Annotated in this window: 22 protein-coding genes; 12 read left to right on the forward strand and 10 right to left on the reverse strand. The window is 44.9% G+C overall.

Annotated features, from left to right (window positions below; translation table 11 throughout):
• The first annotated feature begins 85 nt into the window (after window positions 1–85).
• Both AC3CH3_RS04935 and soxR read left to right on the forward strand, forming a co-directional pair.
• Window positions 86–625, forward strand: a complete 540-nt coding sequence (locus tag AC3CH3_RS04935) for an NADPH-dependent FMN reductase (RefSeq protein WP_488537856.1) — start codon at window positions 86–88, stop codon at window positions 623–625.
• A gap of 146 nt (window positions 626–771) precedes the next feature.
• Complete coding sequence (gene soxR / locus AC3CH3_RS04940; protein ID WP_004736387.1) at window positions 772–1212, forward strand: redox-sensitive transcriptional activator SoxR; 441 nt, start codon at window positions 772–774, stop codon at window positions 1210–1212.
• A 15-nt stretch (window positions 1213–1227) separates the two neighbouring features.
• On the opposite strand, the gene AC3CH3_RS04945 is transcribed toward soxR, so the two are convergent.
• Window positions 1228–1992 carry a carbohydrate deacetylase gene (locus AC3CH3_RS04945; protein ID WP_488537857.1) on the reverse strand — a complete coding sequence of 255 codons (765 nt, stop codon included), beginning with the start codon at window positions 1990–1992 and terminating at the stop codon, window positions 1228–1230.
• Between the two features lie 76 nt (window positions 1993–2068).
• Window positions 2069–3409, reverse strand: coding sequence for a 6-phospho-beta-glucosidase (locus AC3CH3_RS04950; RefSeq protein ID WP_488537858.1), 1341 nt, complete (start codon window positions 3407–3409; stop codon window positions 2069–2071).
• Between the two features lie 102 nt (window positions 3410–3511).
• Here AC3CH3_RS04950 and AC3CH3_RS04955 point away from each other — a divergent pair, with 102 nt between their 5' ends.
• From AC3CH3_RS04955 to AC3CH3_RS04965, 3 genes are all read left to right on the forward strand, one after another.
• Window positions 3512–4396 (forward strand): LysR substrate-binding domain-containing protein, encoded by an 885-nt coding sequence (locus tag AC3CH3_RS04955; protein ID WP_488537859.1) that lies wholly within the window; start codon window positions 3512–3514, stop codon window positions 4394–4396.
• A 78-nt stretch (window positions 4397–4474) separates the two neighbouring features.
• Window positions 4475–4855 (forward strand): VOC family protein, encoded by a 381-nt coding sequence (locus tag AC3CH3_RS04960; RefSeq protein ID WP_488537860.1) that lies wholly within the window; start codon window positions 4475–4477, stop codon window positions 4853–4855.
• Between the two features lie 154 nt (window positions 4856–5009).
• Complete coding sequence (locus AC3CH3_RS04965; protein WP_488537861.1) at window positions 5010–5429, forward strand: globin family protein; 420 nt, start codon at window positions 5010–5012, stop codon at window positions 5427–5429.
• Window positions 5430–5540: 111 nt separating this feature from the next.
• On the opposite strand, the gene AC3CH3_RS04970 is transcribed toward AC3CH3_RS04965, so the two are convergent.
• Window positions 5541–6311 carry a DUF481 domain-containing protein gene (locus AC3CH3_RS04970; protein ID WP_488537862.1) on the reverse strand — a complete coding sequence of 257 codons (771 nt, stop codon included), beginning with the start codon at window positions 6309–6311 and terminating at the stop codon, window positions 5541–5543.
• 142 nt (window positions 6312–6453) lie between these two features.
• Here AC3CH3_RS04970 and AC3CH3_RS04975 point away from each other — a divergent pair, with 142 nt between their 5' ends.
• Both AC3CH3_RS04975 and AC3CH3_RS04980 read left to right on the forward strand, forming a co-directional pair.
• Complete coding sequence (locus tag AC3CH3_RS04975; protein ID WP_488537863.1) at window positions 6454–6843, forward strand: DUF4345 domain-containing protein; 390 nt, start codon at window positions 6454–6456, stop codon at window positions 6841–6843.
• Window positions 6844–6852: 9 nt separating this feature from the next.
• Window positions 6853–8355 carry an arylsulfatase gene (locus tag AC3CH3_RS04980; RefSeq protein WP_488537864.1) on the forward strand — a complete coding sequence of 501 codons (1503 nt, stop codon included), beginning with the start codon at window positions 6853–6855 and terminating at the stop codon, window positions 8353–8355.
• 68 nt (window positions 8356–8423) lie between these two features.
• Here the strand turns inward: AC3CH3_RS04980 and AC3CH3_RS04985 are convergent, their stop codons facing one another.
• From AC3CH3_RS04985 to AC3CH3_RS05000, 4 genes are all read right to left on the reverse strand, one after another.
• Window positions 8424–9449 carry a LacI family DNA-binding transcriptional regulator gene (locus AC3CH3_RS04985; RefSeq protein WP_488537865.1) on the reverse strand — a complete coding sequence of 342 codons (1026 nt, stop codon included), beginning with the start codon at window positions 9447–9449 and terminating at the stop codon, window positions 8424–8426.
• Window positions 9450–9646: 197 nt separating this feature from the next.
• Window positions 9647–10732 (reverse strand): porin, encoded by a 1086-nt coding sequence (locus tag AC3CH3_RS04990; RefSeq protein ID WP_488537866.1) that lies wholly within the window; start codon window positions 10730–10732, stop codon window positions 9647–9649.
• A 248-nt stretch (window positions 10733–10980) separates the two neighbouring features.
• On the reverse strand, window positions 10981–11997 hold the full coding sequence (locus tag AC3CH3_RS04995) for a nuclear transport factor 2 family protein (RefSeq protein ID WP_017065254.1): 1017 nt from the start codon (window positions 11995–11997) through the stop codon (window positions 10981–10983).
• Between the two features lie 124 nt (window positions 11998–12121).
• Window positions 12122–13426 (reverse strand): MFS transporter, encoded by a 1305-nt coding sequence (locus AC3CH3_RS05000; protein ID WP_017104144.1) that lies wholly within the window; start codon window positions 13424–13426, stop codon window positions 12122–12124.
• Between the two features lie 348 nt (window positions 13427–13774).
• On the opposite strand from AC3CH3_RS05000, the gene AC3CH3_RS05005 reads away from it, so the two are divergent.
• Both AC3CH3_RS05005 and AC3CH3_RS05010 read left to right on the forward strand, forming a co-directional pair.
• Complete coding sequence (locus tag AC3CH3_RS05005) at window positions 13775–15316, forward strand: sodium:solute symporter family transporter (protein WP_488537867.1); 1542 nt, start codon at window positions 13775–13777, stop codon at window positions 15314–15316.
• Between the two features lie 26 nt (window positions 15317–15342).
• Complete coding sequence (locus tag AC3CH3_RS05010) at window positions 15343–16713, forward strand: L-serine ammonia-lyase (protein WP_488537868.1); 1371 nt, start codon at window positions 15343–15345, stop codon at window positions 16711–16713.
• 127 nt (window positions 16714–16840) lie between these two features.
• On the opposite strand, the gene AC3CH3_RS05015 is transcribed toward AC3CH3_RS05010, so the two are convergent.
• On the reverse strand, window positions 16841–17326 hold the full coding sequence (locus AC3CH3_RS05015) for an Lrp/AsnC family transcriptional regulator (RefSeq protein ID WP_017110015.1): 486 nt from the start codon (window positions 17324–17326) through the stop codon (window positions 16841–16843).
• Between the two features lie 122 nt (window positions 17327–17448).
• Here AC3CH3_RS05015 and AC3CH3_RS05020 point away from each other — a divergent pair, with 122 nt between their 5' ends.
• Window positions 17449–18048, forward strand: a complete 600-nt coding sequence (locus AC3CH3_RS05020; protein ID WP_488537869.1) for a LysE family translocator — start codon at window positions 17449–17451, stop codon at window positions 18046–18048.
• A gap of 152 nt (window positions 18049–18200) precedes the next feature.
• Here AC3CH3_RS05020 and ahpF read toward each other — a convergent pair whose 3' ends face one another.
• Together ahpF and ahpC are read right to left on the reverse strand one after the other, a co-directional pair.
• Window positions 18201–19793 carry an alkyl hydroperoxide reductase subunit F gene (gene ahpF, locus AC3CH3_RS05025; RefSeq protein ID WP_488537870.1) on the reverse strand — a complete coding sequence of 531 codons (1593 nt, stop codon included), beginning with the start codon at window positions 19791–19793 and terminating at the stop codon, window positions 18201–18203.
• Window positions 19794–19991: 198 nt separating this feature from the next.
• Window positions 19992–20549, reverse strand: a complete 558-nt coding sequence (gene ahpC / locus AC3CH3_RS05030) for an alkyl hydroperoxide reductase subunit C (RefSeq protein ID WP_016798107.1) — start codon at window positions 20547–20549, stop codon at window positions 19992–19994.
• Window positions 20550–20996: 447 nt separating this feature from the next.
• Here ahpC and AC3CH3_RS05035 point away from each other — a divergent pair, with 447 nt between their 5' ends.
• The gene (locus AC3CH3_RS05035) at window positions 20997–21488 is read left to right on the forward strand and encodes a VOC family protein (RefSeq protein ID WP_081228849.1); all 492 of its coding nucleotides are present in this window, start codon (window positions 20997–20999) and stop codon (window positions 21486–21488) included.
• Between the two features lie 295 nt (window positions 21489–21783).
• Window positions 21784–23160 carry a uracil-xanthine permease family protein gene (locus AC3CH3_RS05040; RefSeq protein ID WP_488537871.1) on the forward strand — a complete coding sequence of 459 codons (1377 nt, stop codon included), beginning with the start codon at window positions 21784–21786 and terminating at the stop codon, window positions 23158–23160.
• The last annotated feature ends 217 nt before the right edge of the window (window positions 23161–23377 follow it).

A 23377-nucleotide genomic window follows, 5' to 3' on the forward strand; every position in this document is an offset into this window, starting at 1 on the left:
TCATCCTCCCCAATCTAAATACACAGACAATCGCCTCTGAATCCATGAATGTGGAAAGGTGATACAAATGAATTAGGAACCAACAATGAAAGTACTAGCGATTGGCGCGACCAACAGTAAAGCATCGATTAACCAACAATTAGCAGCGTACACCGCAAGTTTAGTCGAGGGCGCGCAAGTAGAGGTGCTCGATCTCAATGATTTCGAGATGCCCATTTACAGTGAAGACAGAGAAAAAGAGTCTGGCGTTCATCAACACGCGCAGCATTTTTTTAGCAAGATTGGCGAAGCAGATGCTGTGGTCATCTCTTTTGCAGAATACAACGGTTCATACACCGCAGCCTTTAAGAATGTGTTTGATTGGACATCACGAATCGACATGAAAGTGTACCAAGGCAAACCTGTTGTGATGCTCTCCACATCACCAGGCCCAGGTGGCGCAAGCTCTGTGTTGTCGTCTGCGGTACATTCTGCACCTTACTTTGATGCTGATGTGAAGGGCTCGATGTCGGTACCAAGTTTCTACGACAACTTTAATGTAGAAACGGGTGAGATCATCAATGCCGAAATAGCAGAGAACTTGAAATCGATCATGAGTCAGATTTCGAAATCGAATGACATCTGATTCAACAAAGCAGTTATGATCGTGGCTGATTTTCGTTGAGCTCTCTGTCAAAGTTTAAGGTCAATCATTGGTGAGGGCTGGAATAGGCCGCTATTCTAAAGTTAAAGTAAGCTTTAATTATTTATGATCTCAAGGATAGTGTAACAATGAGAAACATCGTATATCTCACCATAGGCCAGTTGGCAGAGCGTAGCGGCGTGGCTCCTTCAGCGTTACGTTTTTACGAAACCAAGGGGTTGATTGCTTCGATTCGCACTAATGGAAATCAACGCCGTTATCAGTCGGCGATGTTGAGACGAATAGCGTTGATACAAGTGGCGCAGTCGATAGGTTTCACGCTGGAAGAGATTACCGAAGAGTTATCTACCTTACCTATGAACCATACCGCGACTAAGCGAGATTGGGAGCGAGTTGCGAAGAAGTGGCAAGGACAACTCGACAGCAAAATGGCGCAGATTAAATCGCTACAAGAAAACCTAACCGGCTGTATCGGTTGCGGTTGTTTGAGCATGCAGAAATGCCACTTGTTGAACCCTGAAGATATTCTGCATGACCAAGGGCAGGGTGCACAACGGATCGTTGAGTAGCCCTGAATTAAAAAACTATCTGAGATCGTCGAATCCAATGCACTCAATCTGATGGTCAGCCAACCACCGTTTTAGCGCAGGGCTAGTGAGAAGCTGATGTTCTTTGACGCGTTTATCACTGTAGCTTGATAGGGACTTAAGCTGTTCACTTGCCACTGATGAAGGGTGGCACATTAACTCAAGCACACCGTCAGGCATCATAGCTTGGTAGCTCAGTAATAAATCTTGCAGGCCATTCAGCGATACGCCTTCGTCAAAGAAACGCATGTCAAAAGCATTAGGTGTCGGTACTAAGAGAGAATCTTGCCCGTTCACAATGTTGTCGATGCGTCTTACAGGCAGGCCAATCGTATTAGCTGATCGAGTAAACGCCGCTTTGAGAGGTTTAAATACGCCCCCAAAATGATGGCTATCGATATGGTTGATCTTTAAACCTGCATTGATAGCCGCTTGATATTGCGCGTTAAGTTCAAGCACAACTTCGCCTTCGACCACATCGACTTTGTTGAACAAGGCCGCTTTGTCTAAGAAATTACCTTGATCATCAACCAAACTTGGTACTAATTCAGGTGCGCTAAGAGGTTTTCCCGCTGTAACCGTAAAGTGCAAGCCTACTTCCGGAACCAAACCTTGGTGATAAAGCTCAATGGCGTGTTGGGTTCCAGGTTGGTTCATCATGATGGTGGTTGACTTTACTACGCCTGCTTTGAAGCACTCAACAATGCCATGATTTACCGTTTCAGTGAGGCCGAAATCATCGGCGTTCAGTATTAGTTTCATCGTGACCTCTGGTGACTAAAATGGATTGTGAACAACTTGAATTAATCTAATTTCGACTGAGTTAATGTACATAAGGTTACTGCTCACTTTGTGTTGATCGATGAGCAAACGCAGGCATGAAGTCTAGGTTCTCTCTAATTGTTTCTAATAACGCCTCATCAATGTGTGAGCCGCTATCAACAATAGGATTAAGGATCAAAGCGCGTTTAGCTAATGCAATATCCCCCGTCATCGCGGCCTTCACTGTTAAGGTTTCAAACTCTTTCATTTGTTGGATTAGGCGTAACGTATCGCTATCAAAAGGTTCGACATTCAATGGAAGGATCGCGCTGTTAGTAATAACTGAGCTGACTTCTACCGCGCAGTCATCAGGAAGCCCTTGAATCGCCCCATTATTGCGAGTGTTAACGTGCATGATAGAACGCTTGTTGTTGTGAATACTGCTCATTAGTTCACAAGCTGCTTCAGAATAATGGGCACCACCTCGTTCTTCTAATAATTTCGGTTTGGTATCCAGCATCGGGTCTCTGTAGATTTCGAGCAATTGTTGTTCAACTTTTGCAACCAAGTCGGCGCGATTTTCGCTCTTTTCAGACGCCGCAAATTCTTTGTCTAGAATATCTCGTGATTGGTAGTAGTAACGTAGGTAAGCGCACGGCACCAGGTTCAATGAGCGAATCAACTCGGCATCCCATTCAAAGGGTGGGATGTTTTTAGGCATCATTTGGTCATTGCCTCCGAGGAGTTGGTCTATCACTTCTTGGAGCTTGTCTTCGCCGTTATGAAGTACTTTTCGGGCCCACACTAGGTGATTCAAACCTGCGATTTGCATGGTGATGTCTTCGCGTACAGCGCCAAGCATTTTTGCTGCTCCGCGCTCCATGTTCACGGGGATATTGCACAAGCCGACCGTCTTGATGGTTGAGTGCTTAATCAAGGCCTCGGTCACCATACCTGATGGATTGGTAAAGTTGAGCAGCCACGCATTGGGGCAAAGTGCTTCCATCTCTTTGGCGATCTTTAATGCAATTGGTATGGTTCGACAAGCATTAGAGAAACCACCCAATCCGTTAGTTTCTTGCCCTATCATGCGATACTTTAATGCAATTCTTTCATCACGTAGCCTTGCTTCTAATCGACCAGCCCTAAATTGAGAACAGACAAAATTCGCGTCCACAAGCGCTGCTTTTCGGTCTGTCGTGAGGTGCACTGTGATGTCACAGTTCGCTTTTCTAATCATTCGCTGCGTCAAATCTGCAATCACTTGAGCTTTTTCCATACCTTCTTCGATATCGACAAGCCAAAGGTCAGAAATAGGTAATTCGTGATAGCGTTTTAGTAAGCCTTCGATCAGCTCAGGGGTGTAACTTGATCCACCGCCAATGACCGCAACTTTGAGTTTTTGTGCTTGCTTCATTTGACTCACCATTATTATGTAGATTACATGGTTTAATCTATATGATGAGTCAGTACGTCTACAAACCAATATTGATGATTTATGAATTAGTGGGGTTAATCTATGGGGCTGTTTGAAAATCGCCAACAAACATTGTCGTTGCTGCACACCTTCTGTGTGGCGGCTAAACATTTAAGCTTCACCCTTGCCGCCGATGAACTATTTCTGACTCAAGGTGGAGTCAGTCATCGCATCAAGAAACTTGAGCAGCAGCTTAAATTTAATCTATTTGTGCGTAAAACGAGAAAGCTAGAATTGACCCCAGAAGGACAACGCGTTCTCTCGATGCTGAGTGTCTCATTCGAATCTATTTTCTCTGAACTGATGGACATTCAAACTGGAGAGCTAAGTGGGGAGTTGTACATCGCGACATCGCCTTATTTTGCTTCCTCGTGGTTAATGCCACGCTTGTCAGAATTCAGACGCTTGTATCCGAATCTAAGCATCAAATTACAAACCAAACAGAACCAATCTGACTTTCAGTTTGAACCTTATGACGTGGCAATTTTCTACAGCGAGGGTCACTATCCGAATCATTATAGTGAGCGACTATTTTCAGGAATTAGAATGCCTGTATGCAGTCCTGAATATGCGAAGAGGTTCAATCTTGAGAAGGGCTTGCAACAATTGGATAGTGTGCAGTTTATTCATAGTGGAGACGTGACGGCTTGGCAGCGTTGGTTGGAAGCGGCTCAAAGTGAGGTTGATTGTACTCTAAAGTGTGATTACTACAGTGACAACCGTATAGCGATGGACGCGGCAAGGTTATCGATGGGTGTAGCACTAGGAAGACTCGAGTTTGCGACAACTCAAATTGAACAGGGTGGGTTAGTTGCTCCTTTTATGAGTATTGAGTCGGGTAAAGGTTACGATCTTGTATGTCCGAAAGGGATGGAGCAACGGACTAAGTTTCAAGTGTTTACTCAATGGGTTAAGCAGCAGTTATGACAGAATAGCATGCCTAGACAAAAGCGAATTTAAGGTCTAGTTTGGGTGGTTCTTTCTTTCAATAAAAAGAGGTGAGTTATGTTCAGCCATGTTTTTCTCGGAACCGAAGATATTGAACGTGCGAAGTCGTTCTATGATCCAATTATGAAGATGCTTGGTTACAACGAAGGCTCAATCGACCCTAAAGGGCGTTGTGTTTACGTGAGCAAAACGGGTGTACTAGGTTTAACCAAACCGATTGATGGTCAGCCAGCGACTTATGGCAATGGTATGACAGTAGGATTCTTGGCAACTTCACCAGAAATGGTGGATGATTGGCATCGCATCGGCGTCGAAAATGGTGGTACTAGCATTGAAGGTGGCCCCGGAGCGAGAGGTTCTGACGAGCGTCGCTTGTACATGGCTTACTTGCGAGACCCTGATGGAAACAAGATTTGTGCAACTCACTTTATGCCATAGTTTACGTTATTCCACAGTTCACTTTATATCATAGTTAACTTTATGCCACAGTGGCGTATAATTAAGTCATATTGATTGTTCAGGGTGAGTTTATGATGCTCTGAACTAACACGTTATTTTAAAGACTGGCTGACTATTGCAAAGGACTTGCTAGATGAAACCGAATGAACTGTTTTATGAAAGCTTTGAGCGTTGCCGGATTGATCAAGAATTCTTGGAAAGCTTTCTGGCAGACTTCTGCGAGCATAACCCAAGGTTTTCAGAACGTTTTGAAAAAATAGGGTTAGAGCAGCAAACTAAGATGCTTAAGGCCTCGATCATTCTTATTTATAATTCCTCTGGTCTGCCAAGTGTGCGGAACTCGGTCAAGAAACTGGGTAAAAGGCATAAAGACCTAGGGCTGGATATTTCCGAGATTGAACTCAACGAGTGGTTCAATTCGTTACTCAATACAGTTAAAAAATACGACCCTCACTACGATGAAAGCGTTGAACAAGCTTGGACAGAAACTCTCGAGGCCGGCTTAACTATCATGAAGAAAGAGTGCGTAGTTCCAAACACTGTGAATAACTAGGTCGTTGATGGGTAGTTTTGCTTGTTCGTTAGTTAAAACCGGCATTAACTCTTGAAAGATTGACATTGTCAGGTAAGCCTAACGATATCAGGCTTACCTCTTATTGTTTGACTAGAAATGAGCAGCCCAACCAATCAGGAACCCTTGCGATGCGGTATCGTATTCAAAGGTACCTTTGTTTTCGTAATCAACCCAGGTTGATTTGTAGGCAACATTTAAGTCAGACCAACTGTTTATCTGGTATCGCACGCCAGTTAAGAGAGATGAGGTAAAGTTGGTGTCACTACCAAGCCCTGCATCAATGGTTGCGTGAAACTTCCAATCCTTATTGATCTGCGTTATCCATCTCACACCTATTTGGTAGTCAACCCAATCTTCATCGAGTGATCGGTCTGTACTTAGATTGCCACCTGAACCGTAAAGCTTGGCATCAATGTCGTTATCCCACCAACGAAGCCCAAACAGATAATCAATCGTGCCAAAATCGTACTGGTAGCGCTTAAAACCCTTCACATCTAAAACACCTTGTCGGATATCAAGGTTGCCCCTCAATACCTCTAGGTTGCTACCTAACACTGAGTTTGTTTTTCCGCTTAGCTTCATGAAGCTATAGTCAATGTAATAGCCCCACTGATTGTCATAGATACCCTCTAAACGCACCATTGCGGTCATATCAAGGTGATCCATGATGAATGCAGGATCAACATCGACATCTGCAGACAAATCACCAATGTTGCTGTCTCCGCGGATGTTGAGTGCGAGCGCGTAAATTTCGAAGCTATGTTGCCACTTTTTTGTATCCGCTTGTGTGCTTGCTTCCTGAGCATTTACGTTTGAGCTGGCAGCCAATGCTGATGCGAGTAGGTAATGCCATTTAGCCATATTGATATCCTTATCTTCGATGTGAAATAGCACGAATGTGAATGTGTGTTTTAACTATCCATTTTCCACATATGCAACTTGTATATTATTGCTGATTGTAGACTATGTTTTTTGAAAAGAGCCAAATTAAAAGAGTAAGGATATGAAGCCACAAAGTGTTTTTTTGTTCGTCTCTGTTTTGGGTTTAACACCGATTGCGTTGTCGTACGGTTATGCCCCCGTTGTCTCCCTTGATTATCTTTTCGGAATTGATGCTAGCCCTATCAATGTCACTCATATCTTTCGTGCTGTGATGGGGTTGTACTTAGCGTTGGCTCTGTTTTGGATAGCAGGGGCGTTACTAAAGAAATACCGACTGCCAGCACTCTACAGTTTGGTGGTCTTCATGTTGGGTTTGGCTGCCGGCCGAGTCATTAGCTTGGTGATAGATGGCATGCCTCACTGGCTACTTGTCGTCTATCTACTATTGGAGCTTGGCTTTGGTTTGGTAGGAATAAAAATGGTTCACAAAGAGCAATCTGAAACAGTATAAGGACATTCTATGAAAAGGATTTTCCACCTTGTTGTGATGAGTGTGTTGAGTAGCTTTTCGCTATCGGCATGGTCAGCCCAAGAGCAACCGAATATTTTTGTTATCTTCACTGATGATATTGGGATCTCAAACCTGAGTGCTTATCACAATGGTGTGATGAGCAGCGAAACACCGAACATCGATAGTATTGCTGAAAAGGGCATGCTATTGACTGATTATTACGCACAACCCTCTTGTACGGCGGGGCGTTCCGCATTCTTAACTGGGCAACTTCCTGTTCGAACAGGCATGCACTCAGTTGGGTTACCGGGTGGCCCAGTTGGTTTAAGTGCCGACACGCCAACGCTTCCTGAGATTCTTAAAACCATGGGTTATGTCACGGGGCAGTTTGGTAAAAACCACCTTGGTGATAGAGATGAATTCCTACCGACAATGCACGGTTTTGATGAGTATTGGGGTTGGTTGTATCACTTGAATGCAATGGAATACACAGAAGATCCAGATTGGCCAAGAGATGGATCTTTGGATGCCTTTGCACCTCGTAATGTCATATACGCAAGATCAGACGGTAAAGGTGGTCAAACGATCGAAGACGATGGTGCATTGTCGATCGAGCGTATGCGTACACTCGATGACGAAGTAAATAAACACGCGATCAACTTCATCGAAAGGGCGGTTGAGGCGGATAAGCCCTTCTTCACTTGGTACTGTCCATCACGCGGTCACGTTTGGACGCATCTTTCACCTGAATACGAAGCGATGCTCGGCCAAAACGGTTGGGGGCTTCAAGAAGTGGTCATGAAAGATCTTGATGATCACGTCGGTGAGATGATGGCGAAGATGGAAGAACTCGGTATTGCCGACAACACCATCATCATTTTCACTGCCGATAACGGCCCTGAGATCATGACTTGGCCTGATGGCGGCATGACACCTTATCACGGTGAGAAAGGCACAACTTGGGAAGGTGGCGTAAGAGCCCCTGCTCTGGTTAGCTGGCCGGGTAAAATCCCTGCGGGTACTGTAGGCAATGGCATCTTTGATGGTATGGACTGGTTACCCACTCTGGTCGCTGCGGCTGGTGGTCCAACGGATCTAAAAGAAAAACTGCTGAAAGGTCACGATGGCTTTAAAGCGCACCTTGATGGTTACAACCAAGTGGATATGCTGACTGAGAAAGGCGAGTCAAACCGTAAAGAGATCTACTACTACGAACGAGACAAGCTGCAAGCGGTTCGTGTTGGTGATTGGAAGGCGCACTTTGTGGTCCAAAATCATGGCTGGAGTGGTCCGAAAGAGGAGCTAAATGCACCATTATTGTTTAACTTACGTCGTGACCCATACGAGCGAGCGGCGGAAGAGTCGGGCATGTACCTAAAATGGATGGGACAAAAAATGTGGGCATTTGGCCCGGCACAAGCTGCTGTCCAACAACACTTAGCAACCTTCCAAGAGTGGCCTCCAGTAACGCCTGATTCTCCGGCAGAGAAGACCGGTGGTGTAGGTAACTAGTTAGATATCATAAAAAATCCCGCTCACACTGAGCGGGATTTTTGTTTGAAAGCGTCTTAACGTTGGTTCTATTTTAGCGTCGTTTTTCGTTCAATGAACTTCACTGGCACCATCAGCTTAACCAAGCTCGTGTCTTGCTCTTGAATCTGGCTAACGACAATTTTCACGGATTCACGTGCAAGGCGTCTGAAATCTTGCTTGAAGGTAGTGAGTTGGTAGTTCAACCATTGAGTCTGTGGGATATCATCAAAACCAATCACTTGAAGATCTTCTGGAATACGCAGGTTAAATTCTAAGCGCGCCACATCCATTACTGCCATCGCGAGGTTATCTGTCGCACAAAAAATCGCTTGAGGATGTGTGAGTTCTGAAAACAGAGTCCGAATGGTATCTAGAGCATCAAGGTAGTCATAGTCAGCTTCAATAACACGAGCTTGCTTGCCTGTTAGATCTTCGAATTCTGAGCAAAAGCCCGATTCACGCTCGCCGTTGGTGTAGGTTGGCACGTTACCTGTCAGGTAAACCGCTGACTTTGTTCCTACGCTATGTAAATGCTGAGCGGCGACTTGGCCAGCGGCGTAGTTGTCACTTATTACATGGCTACTCTTAGTCCCCTCAACTACACGAGCATACTGAACAATGGGGATGTTAAACTCTTCACACTCTTCATAAAGCGACTTATTAAAGGTCGCAGAAGCAGCAATCACGCCATCAACTCGGTATTGGAAGATATTGGGAATTGAGTGGTTATCGTTGCCATCCACTTGCCAAGGGATCAATACCGCAGAATATCCCTGTTTTTGTAACTCAGTAGAGATGAGTTGTAGGGTTTTCATGTGAATTGGGTAATCAGCATCTGGGAAAACTAAGCCAATCAATTTGGACTCATTTGTCGTCAGACTGCGGGCAAAGGCATTGGGACGATAGTTCAACGATTTTGCTGCATCGAACACTTTTTGCTTGGTCTTTTCAGACACTGAACTGCCTGGGACAAATACACGAGATACAGTTGATTGAGAAACGCCAGCAAGTTTAGCGACATCTTTAGATGTGACGGTTGGCTTTGACGCCGTGGAGTGTTTTGGAGAGCTCATATACCATACTTTTGAACCAAATTGATTGTGCATAGAGTAACATAATTAGGTACGTACTCAAAAATACAATATGCCATGATTGGATGAAAAATAAGGGTTAATAGAGAGTGTTGAATATTATTCTGGGTATGACCCAAAAAGCTCTGCGTTAAGAGCAGAGCTTTGTTTAAAGAATTTATGAATCGACCAACTGGAGCTTAGAAGTAGTAACGGATACCTGCAGCGAACTGGTCGTCTCTGTTTTCGAATTTACCGCCAACGAACTGATCTTTACCTAGGTCGAATTGGTACTCAGTCCAAACTAGGAATTTGTTCTTCTGGAAGTGGTATTCAACACCAGGGATAAGCAAGTTACGCTCATAGCCATCTGTCTCGTCATCACGATCTTCCATGTAGTTGTAGTTCAACGTAGGGCGTAGGCCATTGTCGAAGTGGTAGTAAGTGTAGATTTCACCACCTAGGGTATCGAACATTACATCCGTACCGCCTTGGCTTACTGCTTCCCAGTTTTCGCCAACATGGAAAGTGGCACCTGCGTAGAAGCCACCGTTGCTGTAGTTCGCACCCAATAGCATGATGCGCATGTTGTCGCCATTTTCTACGCCAACCACACCTGAGTCTAGGTCTGCAATTTCATTTTGGTGGTAAGCTGCACCAAGTGTTACACCATCAACCGGTTTGTAAGTGATTGACGCGCCCATACCGTTTTTCAATGAAGCTGTCGCATTACTCGCTAGTGCCACTTCTTCACGTGTCGTTTGGTAAGTGAAGCCGTAGCTTACTTGGTCGTTGATTGAGTTACGGTAAGTAATGGAGTTTTCTGCTCGACCTGTACCAGATGCAATACCCCAGTCAGAAAGGTTGTAAACACCTGAGCCGCGAGTACCGAAGACACGACCTAAGTCGGTGTACCATGCTACGTCATAAAAAGTAGACCATTGCTTAGTACCTGCTGCGATCTTGCCGTATTTGTCGTGCTCTGCGCCTGCGTATAGAAGTCGGTCGTAAATATTGTCGCCGTTAGCACCTGAGTTGTAACCCCATTCAGCATGGCCAAAGCCAGTCCAGCCGTTATCGAGTCCCATTTGACCTTTAAGGCCGAAACGAGAGCTACCGCTGTTCCACTCACCGTTGTGGTCGCCGCCCTTATCTTGGTAACGAACGTCGAAACGACCGTCTAAAGTAACGCTATCGCCCGCGTCATTGGTAAAAGTGTGTGCAGAAAAAGCAGAACCTGAGGTAAGTGCTGTCAGGATCACTGCTGAAAGAATCGACTTTTTCATTGTTATTCTCTTTATTCAGGCCGCAGAAAGCCACCGTGCTTTCGAGCCCGTTATATTAGTAATGGTTTGGCAGGGTGTACCCCGTCCATGAGGCACTAGTGGATTCAATTATTAGTGGAGCAATAATGAATTGGTTGCTTCGCTTACTATGAGCGAGAAGGGGCTCCTAGTAAGCGAAGCAACCTAAATCAGATGTCTATTTAGGTTGCTACTGTTTCGTTTCAATCTTTTGGATTAAAGCGTATTGATTACAGCGTTGGGTTCATGATGCTTGAAGTGCGTTCGAACACATCTAGACCTTGCTGTTGTAGCCAGTAAGGAAGGTCGATAAGAACCCAGTTCTCAGACAGCTTGTCACCGTCACGGTAGTAAACATCAACTACTTGCATATTTGCACGTACTTCACCGCCAGTCATACCTAGGAAGCCACCTGTTGGTGTGTTTGATAGGTTTGGCCAACCGAAGAAACAAGAGAAGTTACCCTCAGCGAAACGACAAACGTGGCCGTTGAACTTCTTGTCTTTCAGGTTGTTACGGAAAGGAAGTTGGTGCTGTTGTTGGTAGCGAGGAATTGTGTAAGACGCGCCGATACCACATGGGCCGTACCAAATCATGTCTTTTGACCAGCTCTTCGCTAGTACTTCTGGTGGGCAACCCATCGCGCCGCTGTCGTTAAGAGCAGACAGGTCATCAACCATTTTGTTTACTAGAGCAAGTGTCGCAACACCTTCTTCTGGGGCCGCGTCTTCAAATAGCAGACCATCGTGGTTACGTGGGCCAGGGTATACGAAGTGTTTACCAGTTGATGGTGGAAGTGGGTAGCAACCTGCTTGATCCATCATGCCTAGCAGGTCTAGGAACAGACCTGTCTTAGTGATTTTGCCATCAACAACACAGTTAAATTCTGCGTAGCGAACGTTCATGATCTTGCCAGTTGGGCGCATGCCTAGGTATTCAGCGTCGAATAGACCCATGAAGTGACCCATGCTCATTACCCAAATCTCATCTGGGTTAACTTCGTTGTTACCACCGATGAAGATGTCTTGACGACGCTGCATGCGAGTCATTGACTTCATCATTGGCGCCCAGAATACGTCAGCTGCTGCTTGTGCGCCTTCTTGCTCGCGGAATGGGTAAACACCGCGCCACAAGTAATCTTCAGAAGTGTGTGCTTTTAAAACTTCAGCAACGTTCTCGTGAGTTGCGTTTTCCATTGCATCGAAGTATTCACGAACAATGCGTTTCGCTTCTTGATATTTAGACATAATAATTTCTCTTTGTGTTGTCGAGTCAACATTCGGAACAGGACTCGATTTGATTTTGTTACCGGCTGACTTATCAGCCGGCTTTAAATTTTTCGTATTTGAACTTCAGCGTATGAGTGTCGAATTAAGCTTTTGCTGCTTCAGCTTTTTTGCTCTTATCGAAGACGCCACCTTTAAGAGTTTCAGGCAGTGTTAGCCATAGTAGGCCGGCGATAATCCATACGATTGGTGAGCCCCACATTGCGGTTTGTAGGTCGGTACGCTCTTGGATGAAGATAAGTACCATTGGTGCCCACATGCCGATAATACGACCGCCATGGAATAAAGCTGCACCGTAGCTACGCAAGCGTGCTGGGAACAATTCAGAGAAGTAACCGCCCCATACCGCAGAAGCAGACAGGCCGAAGTTGTAGATAAGACCTAGAAGAGCCAGCATGTTTAGGCCGCCAATCATCATGTCACCAGGTGCGACAAAGAAGATAGAAACCATGATACCTGCGAGGATGAAGCCGAACGCGTTGATCTTACGACCGTACTTATCTGCTGCCCATCCCCAGAACCAAGCGCCGAAGAGTGAACCAAATGCTGAGATAGAGAAGATCAAACCGATGGTTGCACCATCAAACATACGAACATCTTTCAGGTAGGTTGTTACAAAGCCACCGAAGAATTGGAATCCGTAGAAGTTAAGACCAGAAAGAAGTAAACAAGTAATCGTAATTTTACGGTAAGGCTTGCTTAACATCTCACCCCAAGAACCTTTTTTAGCTTCGGTTACTTCCCCAGCTGCATTGGTTGTGGTTTGTTGATCTTCTTCACCGTAGGCGATCACTGTTTTGTCGCTTGGTAATACAAAGATCATTAACGCTGCTGCTACAAGCGGTGGAATACCACCTACCCACATTAGGCTCTGCCAAGGTGCATCCACACTTGTAATGAAGGCTGCGTAAGCGCCCATTGCCACTAAAGCAACAGAGAACATTGAAGAAGCAAAAGCAGTCAACTTACCGCGAACCGTTGGTGTAAATAGGCCAATCATCAAAGATACAGCTACAGTGAAGTAACCACCTAAAGATAGTCCAATGATGAAACGCATTGCGGCCCAAGTGGCGTAGTCGGTAAACATCATGTTGATGATGGTTGCACCACCGTTAAGTGCCGTAATTGCTACTAGTGTGGACTTCTTGCCGAACTTGGTTGCGAACCATGCACAGCTCAGTGCACCAATCAGAGCACCAACAGACTGCCAAGTGTAGAACTGAGCGGTATCAGAAAGGCTAATACCAGCATATTCTTCCACGATGTATGGGCGTACGTAGTCAATAATTACAAAGTTATAACAATAAAAAAAGTAACCCACTAGAATTGCTAGATATGCGGCTACCCTTTGAATCATAGGAACTTCGCTCATGTGTTTTTTAATGGTCATGACCGATAAACCTTTATTTTATATAGGGTGGTTTTGGTTTTAATTATTGTGTGTTGATTATTTAGCTTCATCACACCGTCTTCATTTCGGGAGAGATAATAGAATTTTTGTGGTTATTAGATCCGTGATCAAAGTCAATTTTAAAATGAGTGCGTACCCACTTTGTGCATTTTGGTGATCTTGATCTCATTTAACTGGGTTTTTGTGCTTTGTGGGGCGGTTTGAGTGTTTAATCGTCTATCTTAGTGATAATAGTCACACTTATTGTGGGTTTTTGAGGGAAAATAGCCATTTTTGAGTACTATTGGCAGCGAATTAATAGGGACATACAATAAACGGAATCTAAAAATGGTTACGTACTCAAGTTTTGTGGTTATTGCTCTTTATGTGCTAACTACTTTGTTTATCAGCTACTTAGTTAATAGGCGCTATAGCGTTGGTGGCGACTTTTCGACTGGCGGAAAGCAATTTGGTTGGTTTACGGCAGGTGTGTCGATTCTTGCAACCTACATCAGTGCGATGACGTTCGTGGGTATGCCGGGCTGGGTTTATAGCTCAGGCATGGAAGCAATGAGCGTTCATCTGAATTACCCAATAGTGATCTTTTTCGCTGTGGTTTTCTTTGTTCCAGTTTTTTACAAACTCGGCCTGACCTCGATTTATGAATACTTGGAGCACCGCTTTGGCGTTGTTGCTCGCACGATCAATTCCATCGTGTTTATTGTGGTTCAGTGTATTTCGGCAGGAGTTATTTTGTATGCGGTTGCTCTCATCTTAGTGCAAGTGCTGCCGGTCAGTATCTCTGAGGCGATCATCTACATCAGCTTATTTACCGCTTTGTATACCTATGCGGGCGGCATCTCGACGGTCATATGGACAGACATGTTGCAGTCGGCGGTGCTGATTATCGGCAGCATTGCGATCTTTGTTTTATTGCTGATGAAAATCGATGCGGGCGAGGTGTTGTCTCCTGAGCATTTGAATATTATCAATCTCGATTTTGACTTGGGCGTCGACACCACATTGTGGGCAGGCGTAGTGGCCGTGAGTTTCTTACACCTGAGCGTATATGGCACTAACCAGCTGATTATTCAGAGAACACTGGCGACTAAGTGCGTTAAAACAGCGCAAAAGTCGATGTTGCTTTGTGGCTATGGCGCGTTCTTTGTTTATCTATTCTTTGCTGTGATGGGGGTGTTGTTAAGTGTCTTTTATCAAGACAGCAGTTTTGAAAACAGCAACGAGGTGATTCTCGATTTCGTGTTCAACCACACTAACCCAATCATTGTTGGCTTGGTTATCTCAGCACTTTCGGCAGCGGCAATGTCGACACTGGATTCCACTTATAACTCAATGGCGACTGTGGCAACGTTCGATTTCTATAAGCGATTTTTCCGCAAGGAAGCCTCTGACGCGTACTATGAATCGGTTGCTAGAAAAATGAGCCTTGTTGCTGCAGCGTCGGTTGTTGTGCCTGCATTACTGGCGGTCTCTAACGAATCTGTACTCAAAACCATTGCCAGCCTGACTTCAATTTTTGTTGGTATTCGCCTTGGCTCTTTCATCCTTGGTTTGTTCTTTAAAAAGGCAAATGAGAAAGGGGTGATTGCAGGCAGTGTTGGCAGCGTGGCTGTGGTGTTTATTGCTAAATACAGTGGTATCTCTTGGCCTTGGTTTGCCTTAATTGGCACGGTGGTTTTCTTAGTGTTAGGTGTTGTTGTGAGCCGTTTCTGGGGAGAAGTGACACAACAGCAAAACGAATTTATAGCCAAGCAGAAGCATTTGTTTGCAAAGCCTACCGCGAGTCATTACGGCTTGTTGGTGTTCGCTGTTGTGACAATTGCTGCTTGTACTGTTATCCCTGGTTGGCTCTATGCCGCTCTTTCTTAATTGACCGATTTTTTACTGGTATATCTATGTTATCGATCTTTGATATCTACAAAATTGGTGTGGGGCCATCGAGCTCTCACACTAACGGCCCAATGATTGCGGGCTTCCATTTCACTCAATTAGTCGCAGACAGAATCACAGAGGTTGTGCGTGTTCAGGTGGATTTATACGGTTCTTTGTCATTGACTGGCATAGGTCACCACACCGACAGAGCAACAATATTGGGGCTACTTGGCAATAAGCCAGATACCATCAAAATCACCAGCGCAAACCAAGCAATGCGCCATGCCGTAGATAGTGGTGAGATGGATTTAGCGGGCACGAAGCACATTGCTTTCAACTACGAAACCGATATGTTGTTCCACAAAGACAATCTGCCTCTGCATGAAAATGGCATGATGATTACCGCGTTCGACCAAAGTGGAAATGTGATTGTCGATGAAACCTATTACTCGATTGGCGGCGGTTTTATCGCAACCGCAGCTGAGCTTCAAAACGGCACCAAAACTCAATCGGTAGAGGTGACTTACCCTTTTAAGAACGCCGATGAGATGCTGAAACAAGCTGAAGACAACGGCATGAGCCTAGGTGGGATGATTCTGAAAAATGAGTCGGCCTTCCAAGATACAGATGCGATTGCAGAAAAGGCGGATCAGATTTGGCGCGTGATGTCACGTTGTATGGAACGTGGCTTTGAGACGGAAGGTATTCTTGATGGTGGCTTGAACGTCACTCGCCGTGCGCCAAACCTATTGAAAAAGCTAGAAGCGAATGCAGCCGTTGAAAACGATCCAATGGAAATTATGGATTGGATTAACTTGTTTGCCTTTGCTGTCAGTGAAGAAAACGCGGCTGGTGGCCAAGTGGTGACGTCACCAACCAATGGTGCCGCGGGCGTGATTCCTGCGGTCTTGATGTACTACCATCGCTTCATTAAAGAGTTGGATACCAAGCAGCTCAAAGACTTCCTAGCGGTGTCGGGTGCTATTGGTATTTTGTATAAAACCAATGCTTCGATTTCAGGTGCTGAAGTAGGGTGCCAAGGTGAAGTAGGTGTGTCATCTTCTATGGCGGCGGCGGGTTTAACCGCTTTACGTGGTGGCAGTAATGAGCAGATTTGCATTGCGGCAGAAATTGCGATGGAGCATTCATTGGGTATGACATGTGACCCGATTGGTGGCCTAGTACAAGTGCCTTGTATTGAACGTAATGCGATGGGCTCGATGAAAGCGATTAATGCTTCACGAATGGCACTCAAACGTAACAGCAAAAGCCTGATCTCATTGGATAAGGTTATCGCGACTATGTATCAGACGGGTAAGGACATGAATAAGAAATACCGAGAAACCTCACTCGGTGGCCTTGCTCTAATTCACCTTGCAGCGCCATGTGAGTAGCCATCAAACAGATTAATTAGGCTCAATATCAAAGCCCAGCATCGTTAGATTTTAAGACTCTAAGGTGGCTGGGCTTTTAAGTATCATTTTTTGTTGCAAGATGACTGCTGATCAACTGGGAGCAAGATTATTCTCCAAGAGGGAGCTTATAGCTGTTTTTCAACTCTTTAACCGAGATATTGGACTGAATCGCACTCACGCCTTTTACTCGTCTGATCGAGCTAATACGCTCAAAGTACTCTTCTAAATCTTTCGCTAGCACTTGAATCATATAGTCGGCACCGCCTGCAATGCAGTGACACATAGGAATCCAATCGGTTACTTCGACAAACTCTTCAAACGGTTCTGTGTTTTCTACTTCATGGTTACCTAAGGTAACAAGAGTAAAACCAGCCACATGAAAACCAAGCTTTTTGCGGTTTAGCTTCGCGGCATAACCATCGATATAGCCCGTCTCTTCCATACGTTTCCAACGGCGCCAGCATGGGGTTTCGCTGAGGTTGACCTTCTCTGCGAGCTTACTGTTGCTCATGCGTCCGTCTTGCTGGATATGTTCTAAGATGGCGATATCTGTGTCATCTAACACTTCTTTGGTGGATTCTTTCTGTTTCATGGCTATTTTAGAAAAGTATTGCTCAAATTTGGATTAATATTAGCCTATATAGCAATTTAATTCCTAGTCGAATCTGTAAACTCTCTCCCTATAAATACTTTACTTATTAGGAGTGAGAGGAAATGAGCTCTCAATTAATGCTGGCGTTCTTGCTATTTTCAACATCAATTGCAATTACCCCTGGGGCAGGCAATATCGCATTACTTGGGATTTCAAGTCGTTATGGGTTTGCTGCGACTTTACCTTTTATCTCTGGAAACGCTGTTGGTATCATCATCGTACTGGCGGGTTCCAGTGTCGGTTTGGTGAGCCTATTTACTCTTTACCCAGAGCTATACAACATTTTGAAATACGCGGGTGCGGCTTATTTACTGTTCATGGCGTGGTCGATTGCGAATATGCAAATCGAAGAAAGCACCACTGATAGTCGCTCGGGCTTTATGTCAGGCGTGTTGGTGCAGGTGTTGAACCCTAAAGGTTGGATTGCTTCATTAACTGTGTTTTCACAGTTCATCACCCCGAATGCCGACTACTTGATTCAAGTGGTGACCATTATCGCGGGCATGGTGATCACGGGTGTACCGTGCATGTTGGTGTGGGCGTACTGTGGCACCATGCTTAAAAAGTTGCTGCAATCGCCAAAACAGATGATGTTTGTGAACCGTTGCTTGGGTGGAAGCTTAGCGATGGTGGTTGCCTTTATGCTTTATCAACCGGCATAAATCGCAAAGAAAAAAACCACTCCTAAATCCATAGGAGTGGTGTCTAAATGTCGACTAAGTCGTTAACAGTAAAGAATTAAGTTAACAAATATTTAAGGAACTTGAGTTAAAAGCTTTTATGCCTAGAAGCTTTTAAGTTTTAGGTTTAAAGATTAAGCGGTTTCAGCCTCTTTAACTGGAGCTGAGTTACGGATTAGGTGGTCAAATGCACCTAAGCTTGCTTTCGCACCTTCACCCATCGCAATGATGATCTGTTTGTAAGGTACGGTCGTTACATCACCCGCCGCAAACACACCTTTCATCGATGTTGCGCCATGAGCGTTAATTTCAATTTCACCGCGTGGTGACAGCTCAACTTTTGAACCCTTCAACCATTCGCTGTTTGGCATCAGGCCGATTTGAACAAAGATACCCGCAAGTTCGATCTGTTTTAGTTCGTCGGTGTTACGGTCTTTGTATTCCAGACCGGTTACACGGTTGCCATCACCAATCACTTGCGTTGTCTGAGCCATCTTGATGATTTCGATGTTTGGTGTTGCATTCGCTTTGTCGATAAGCACTTGGTCGGCACGTAGTGTGTCTGCAAATTCAAGTACGGTTACGTGTTCAACAATACCCGCTAAATCAATCGCCGCTTCGATACCTGAGTTACCACCACCGATAACCGCTGTTTTCTTACCTTTGAATAAAGGACCGTCACAGTGTGGGCAGTAAGCGACGCCTTTATTGCGGTACTCTTGCTCACCCGGAACGTTCATTTCACGCCAGCGAGCACCCGTACTTGTGATAACTGTGCGAGATCGTAATGTTGCGCCGCTTTCTAGCTCAACGTGGATGTAGCCGTCTTCTGTGTCTTCTGCCGCAATGATGTTCGCAGCGCGCTGCTCAGTCATTATCTCAACACCGTACTCTTTTACGTGCTCTTCTAGGCTAGCCACTAGCTTAGGACCGGTCGTCGCTTTCACTGAGATAAAGTTCTCAATCGCCATCGTATCCATCACTTGACCACCGAATCGATCAGCGACCACACCGGTACGAATGCCTTTACGTGCTGCGTAGATAGCCGCTGAAGATCCCGCAGGGCCACCACCGACAACCAATACATCAAACGGTGCTTGTTCGTTTAGGTTGGCCGCTTTCTTTTCTGCTGCGCCTGAATCGACTTTGTTGAGGATCTCAGCCAGAGACATACGTCCTTGACCAAATAGCTCACCGTTAATAAACACGCTTGGAACTGCCATGATGTCGCGAGACTTCACTTCGTCTTGGAATGCTGCGCCATCAATCATGGTTGTCTTAACTAGAGGGTTAATCGCCGACATCATGTTGAATGCCTGAACCACTTCTGGACAGTTTTGGCACGATAGTGAGATGAAAATCTCTACATTAAGCTCTTTATTAAGCTCTTTAATTTGTTCGATTACGTCAGCTTCAAGCTTGATTGGGTGACCACCACTGTGAAGCAGTGCCAGTACCAATGATGTGAACTCGTGACCCATTGGCAAACCGGCGAAACCGATCGCAGGGCCTTTCTCTTGGTTCACTACCTGCATGATAGGGCGGCGAGTACTTGCGTTATCATCTCGAATTACTTCAATTTTGTCGGTGAGAGAGGCGATATCATTCGCCAGATCTTGAAGTTTGTTCGCGGTATCGCTGCTATCAAGGCTCAGCACTAACTGAACATTGGTTTTTAGGTTTTCTAGGTATGCTTTTAGTTGCTGCTTCATTGCTTGATCTAACATAATCGTGCCTGCTCTTAAATTCTGTGTCTTGGTATTGACCAATACCTTCTTGCTGAAAAAGGAAAATAAAAAGGGGGCGCAAGTCGGCAAATATTGTGTTGTTGATGGCTTGAAAGGGTGGCGCGCAACTGCCCTTTAGGAGGGAGGCCGAAGCGCGCCTGTAGAACCGTTTAGCTATTCTTGTTAGCTAGGCTTAGATTAAATCTTGCCTACTAGGTCTAGAGATGGAGCTAGAGTCTCTTCGCCTTCTTTCCATTTAGCTGGGCAAACTTCACCTGGGTTAGCGGCTACGTATTGTGCTGCTTTAACCTTACGTAGTAGGTCTTCTGCGTCACGGCCGATGCCTTCAGCTGTGATTTCCATTGCTTGGATAACGCCTTCAGGGTCGATTAGGAAAGTTGCACGGTCTGCAAGGCCTTGACCTTCACGCATAACGTTGAAGTTATTTGTGATGTTGCCCGTTTGGTCACCTACCATGAAGTATTCGATAGTGCCGATTTTGTCAGAAGTATCGTGCCATGCTTTGTGAGAGAAGTGAGTGTCAGTTGATACTGAGTAAACTTCTACGCCACGAGATTGAAGTTCTGCGTATTTGTCTTGTAGGTCAACTAGCTCAGTTGGACATACAAATGTGAAGTCTGCTGGGTAGAAGAAGAATACAGCCCACTTGCCTTTAACGTCTTGCTCAGTGATTTCTACGAATTCGCCGTTTTTGAATGCTGTTGCGTTGAATGGTTTGATTTCTGTGTTGATCATGATTTGACTCTCTTTCTAATTTGTAGTGTTTAACGCTATCCCGCGTCGATGTAGATATATTGCATCCGCACCGAAAATTAGTGAAATCGGACATTTCTATAGATTCAATAGGCGAATCCTATCTTTGAAAGAAGAAAGCTATCGACAGAAGCTATCAAACGTCAGCAATACTCGATTTGAGTGACTATGCTCTTTAGGTTGTTCTCTATATTGGGCTTTCTTCTTACTAACGTGAGCGTCTATTTATAGTGTGAGCATGTATGTAGATAGCGTTTCTTTGAGTGAGCTGAGATCCCATGTTAATTATTAAATAACGAAAAATTATCATTAATATAAATTATGATAATTTCATTTAATCAATATCTCTCCCTATACTCTCTTCATCGAAACGAGATACCGAAGCTAGGCTTCGAAAAGCACAGAATAAAAAACGAATTGGAGAAAGTTATGAAAATGAATCACGTAGGCATCATGGTTGGCGATATGGACCAAGCGGTAGAGTTTTACACCAAGGCTCTAGGTCTAAGAGTTGTAATGAACAACACTAAAGTGATGGAAGAACGCGAATCAGCAATTGGCCGTATGTGTATCGCAGTATTTGGCGAAGGCTTCAAAGGCTTCAACATTGCTCACCTAGTCACATCTGATGGCATCGGTGTTGAGATGTTCGAAATGGTTGACCGTGAAGATCGTCATAAGGTTGATTTCTCTCGTCTAGGCATCTTCCACTTCTGTCTACAGCTTCCAAAAGAGCAATTTCATTCAGCGATTAAACGCGTTGAAGAATTTGGCGGTAAAGTTCGTATGGACATCATGCGCTACCACCCAGAAGACGACCTAAAACAAGCGCAAATGGTTTACCTAGAAGACCCGTTTGGCAACCTATTCGAGTTCTACTCTCATTCGTACGAAGATACTTACTCGACTGATTACGAGTAATAGGCGCTACCTACCTATCATAAGGTAGAAAAACTGAAACACCCCCTAAAGAGGATTGGTAGAAATACCAATCCTTTTTTGTGTTTGCAATATGGGTTAGAGGTTACGTATAAACCTGATCAAATGAGTGCACCGTTTGCACCAAAACAAACTGAAAGTGTCACTCTATAGTGCAGTGTTGGCTTGATATGAAACTTAAACTATTGATAAATTACATATTTTACCGTTGGCATATGTTTTGCTCTATTGCCTTTATGTAAATTGTATACAATAAAAAATACATAAAGGAAGTCACATGGAACAGAACAATGAATTGATCTACGGATTAGACGATCGACCATCAGTCAAAGCAGCCAGTTACGCGGCGCTGCAGCATGTATTAGCCAGCTTTGTCGGCATTATCACACCCACGCTCATTATTGGCGGTGTCTTAGGATTGGGTGAACACATCCCTTATTTGATCAGCATGGCACTGATGGTGTCTGGGGTTGGTACCTTCATCCAAGCCAGAAAAATAGGGCCAGTTGGCGCAGGAATGATCTGTGTCCAAGGAACCAGCTTTGCGTTCTTAGGTTCCGTACTAGGCGCGGGTTTTCTTGTGAAAGCGAATGGAGGCGGGCCGGATGAAATGCTCGCCACCATTTTCGGTGTCTGTTTCTTCGGTGCATTTGTTGAAATCGTCCTATCGCGCTTTATCGAAAAACTCAAAGTCGTTATCACACCTGTTGTTACCGGCATCGTTATCACGACGATTGGTGTTTCTTTGATTAAAGTTGGCGTCACTGATATCGCTGGTGGTGTTGGCGCAGAAGATTTTGGCTCTGGAAGTAACCTGATGCTGGGTGCGATTGTTCTCGGAACCGTAGTTGCACTTAACCTAAGCAACAACACCATGGTAAGGCTGTCGTCGATTTTGGTCGGTCTGGTTGTCGGGTGGGGCGTTGCTATTCTGATGGGCAAAGCGCCAATGGTTTCTTTTGCCTCTCAACCGCTATTGAGTATTCCTGTTCCGTTTAAATATGGTTTCGCTTTTGATTGGCAAGCCTTCCTACCTATCGCTTTTATTTACTTGATTACTGTTATAGAAACCACGGGTGACCTTACCGCCAACAGCATGTTTTCAGGGCAGCCGGTTAAAGGACCTAAATACCTCAATCGACTCAAGGCTGGCGTGCTGGGTGACGGCGTGAACTCACTTATCGCTGCGGTATTCAATACTTTTCCGAACACGACTTTCAGCCAGAACAACGGTGTGATCCATTTTACGGGGATCGCGAGTCGCTATATCGGCTACTTCATTGCCGCGATTCTTTTTCTGTTAGGGTTATTTCCCATCTTAGGTGCCGTATTAATGACGATTCCAAAGCCAGTATTGGGCGGGGCGACATTGGTGATGTTCGGTACGGTTGCTGCTGCGGGCATCAAAATCATCGCCAATGAAAAATTGGATCGCCGCAGAATTATGACGATTGCCATCTCACTAGGCTTAGGGCTTGGGGTAATGCTGGTGCCGGATTTATTGAAAGAAGCGCCGAAGCTAGCGCAAAGCATATTTGGCTCACCAGTAACGATGTCGGGCATCACAGCCCTTGTGATTACTGGGTTGATGTCTCTGGTACCTGAAAACAAAACCAAACCGATGACGAATTCAGTACAAACCAGTAAAGCGTAGTGGTTTGACTAGAGTTTAAATTGGGACGTTTGAGCAGAGCCACATTACTTGATGTGTGGCTCTGTTTATTTGCAAGCAAGCGACTCCCAAAACAAACCCACCAGATAACAATAAATTATCATTAATATAAATTATGATAATTTCAGTTAATTAAAATATCTCCCTATACTCTCTCCATCGAAACGAAATACCGAAGTTAGACTTCGAAAAGCACAGA

The organism is Vibrio sp. QJM3NY_35, assembly GCF_057785915.1.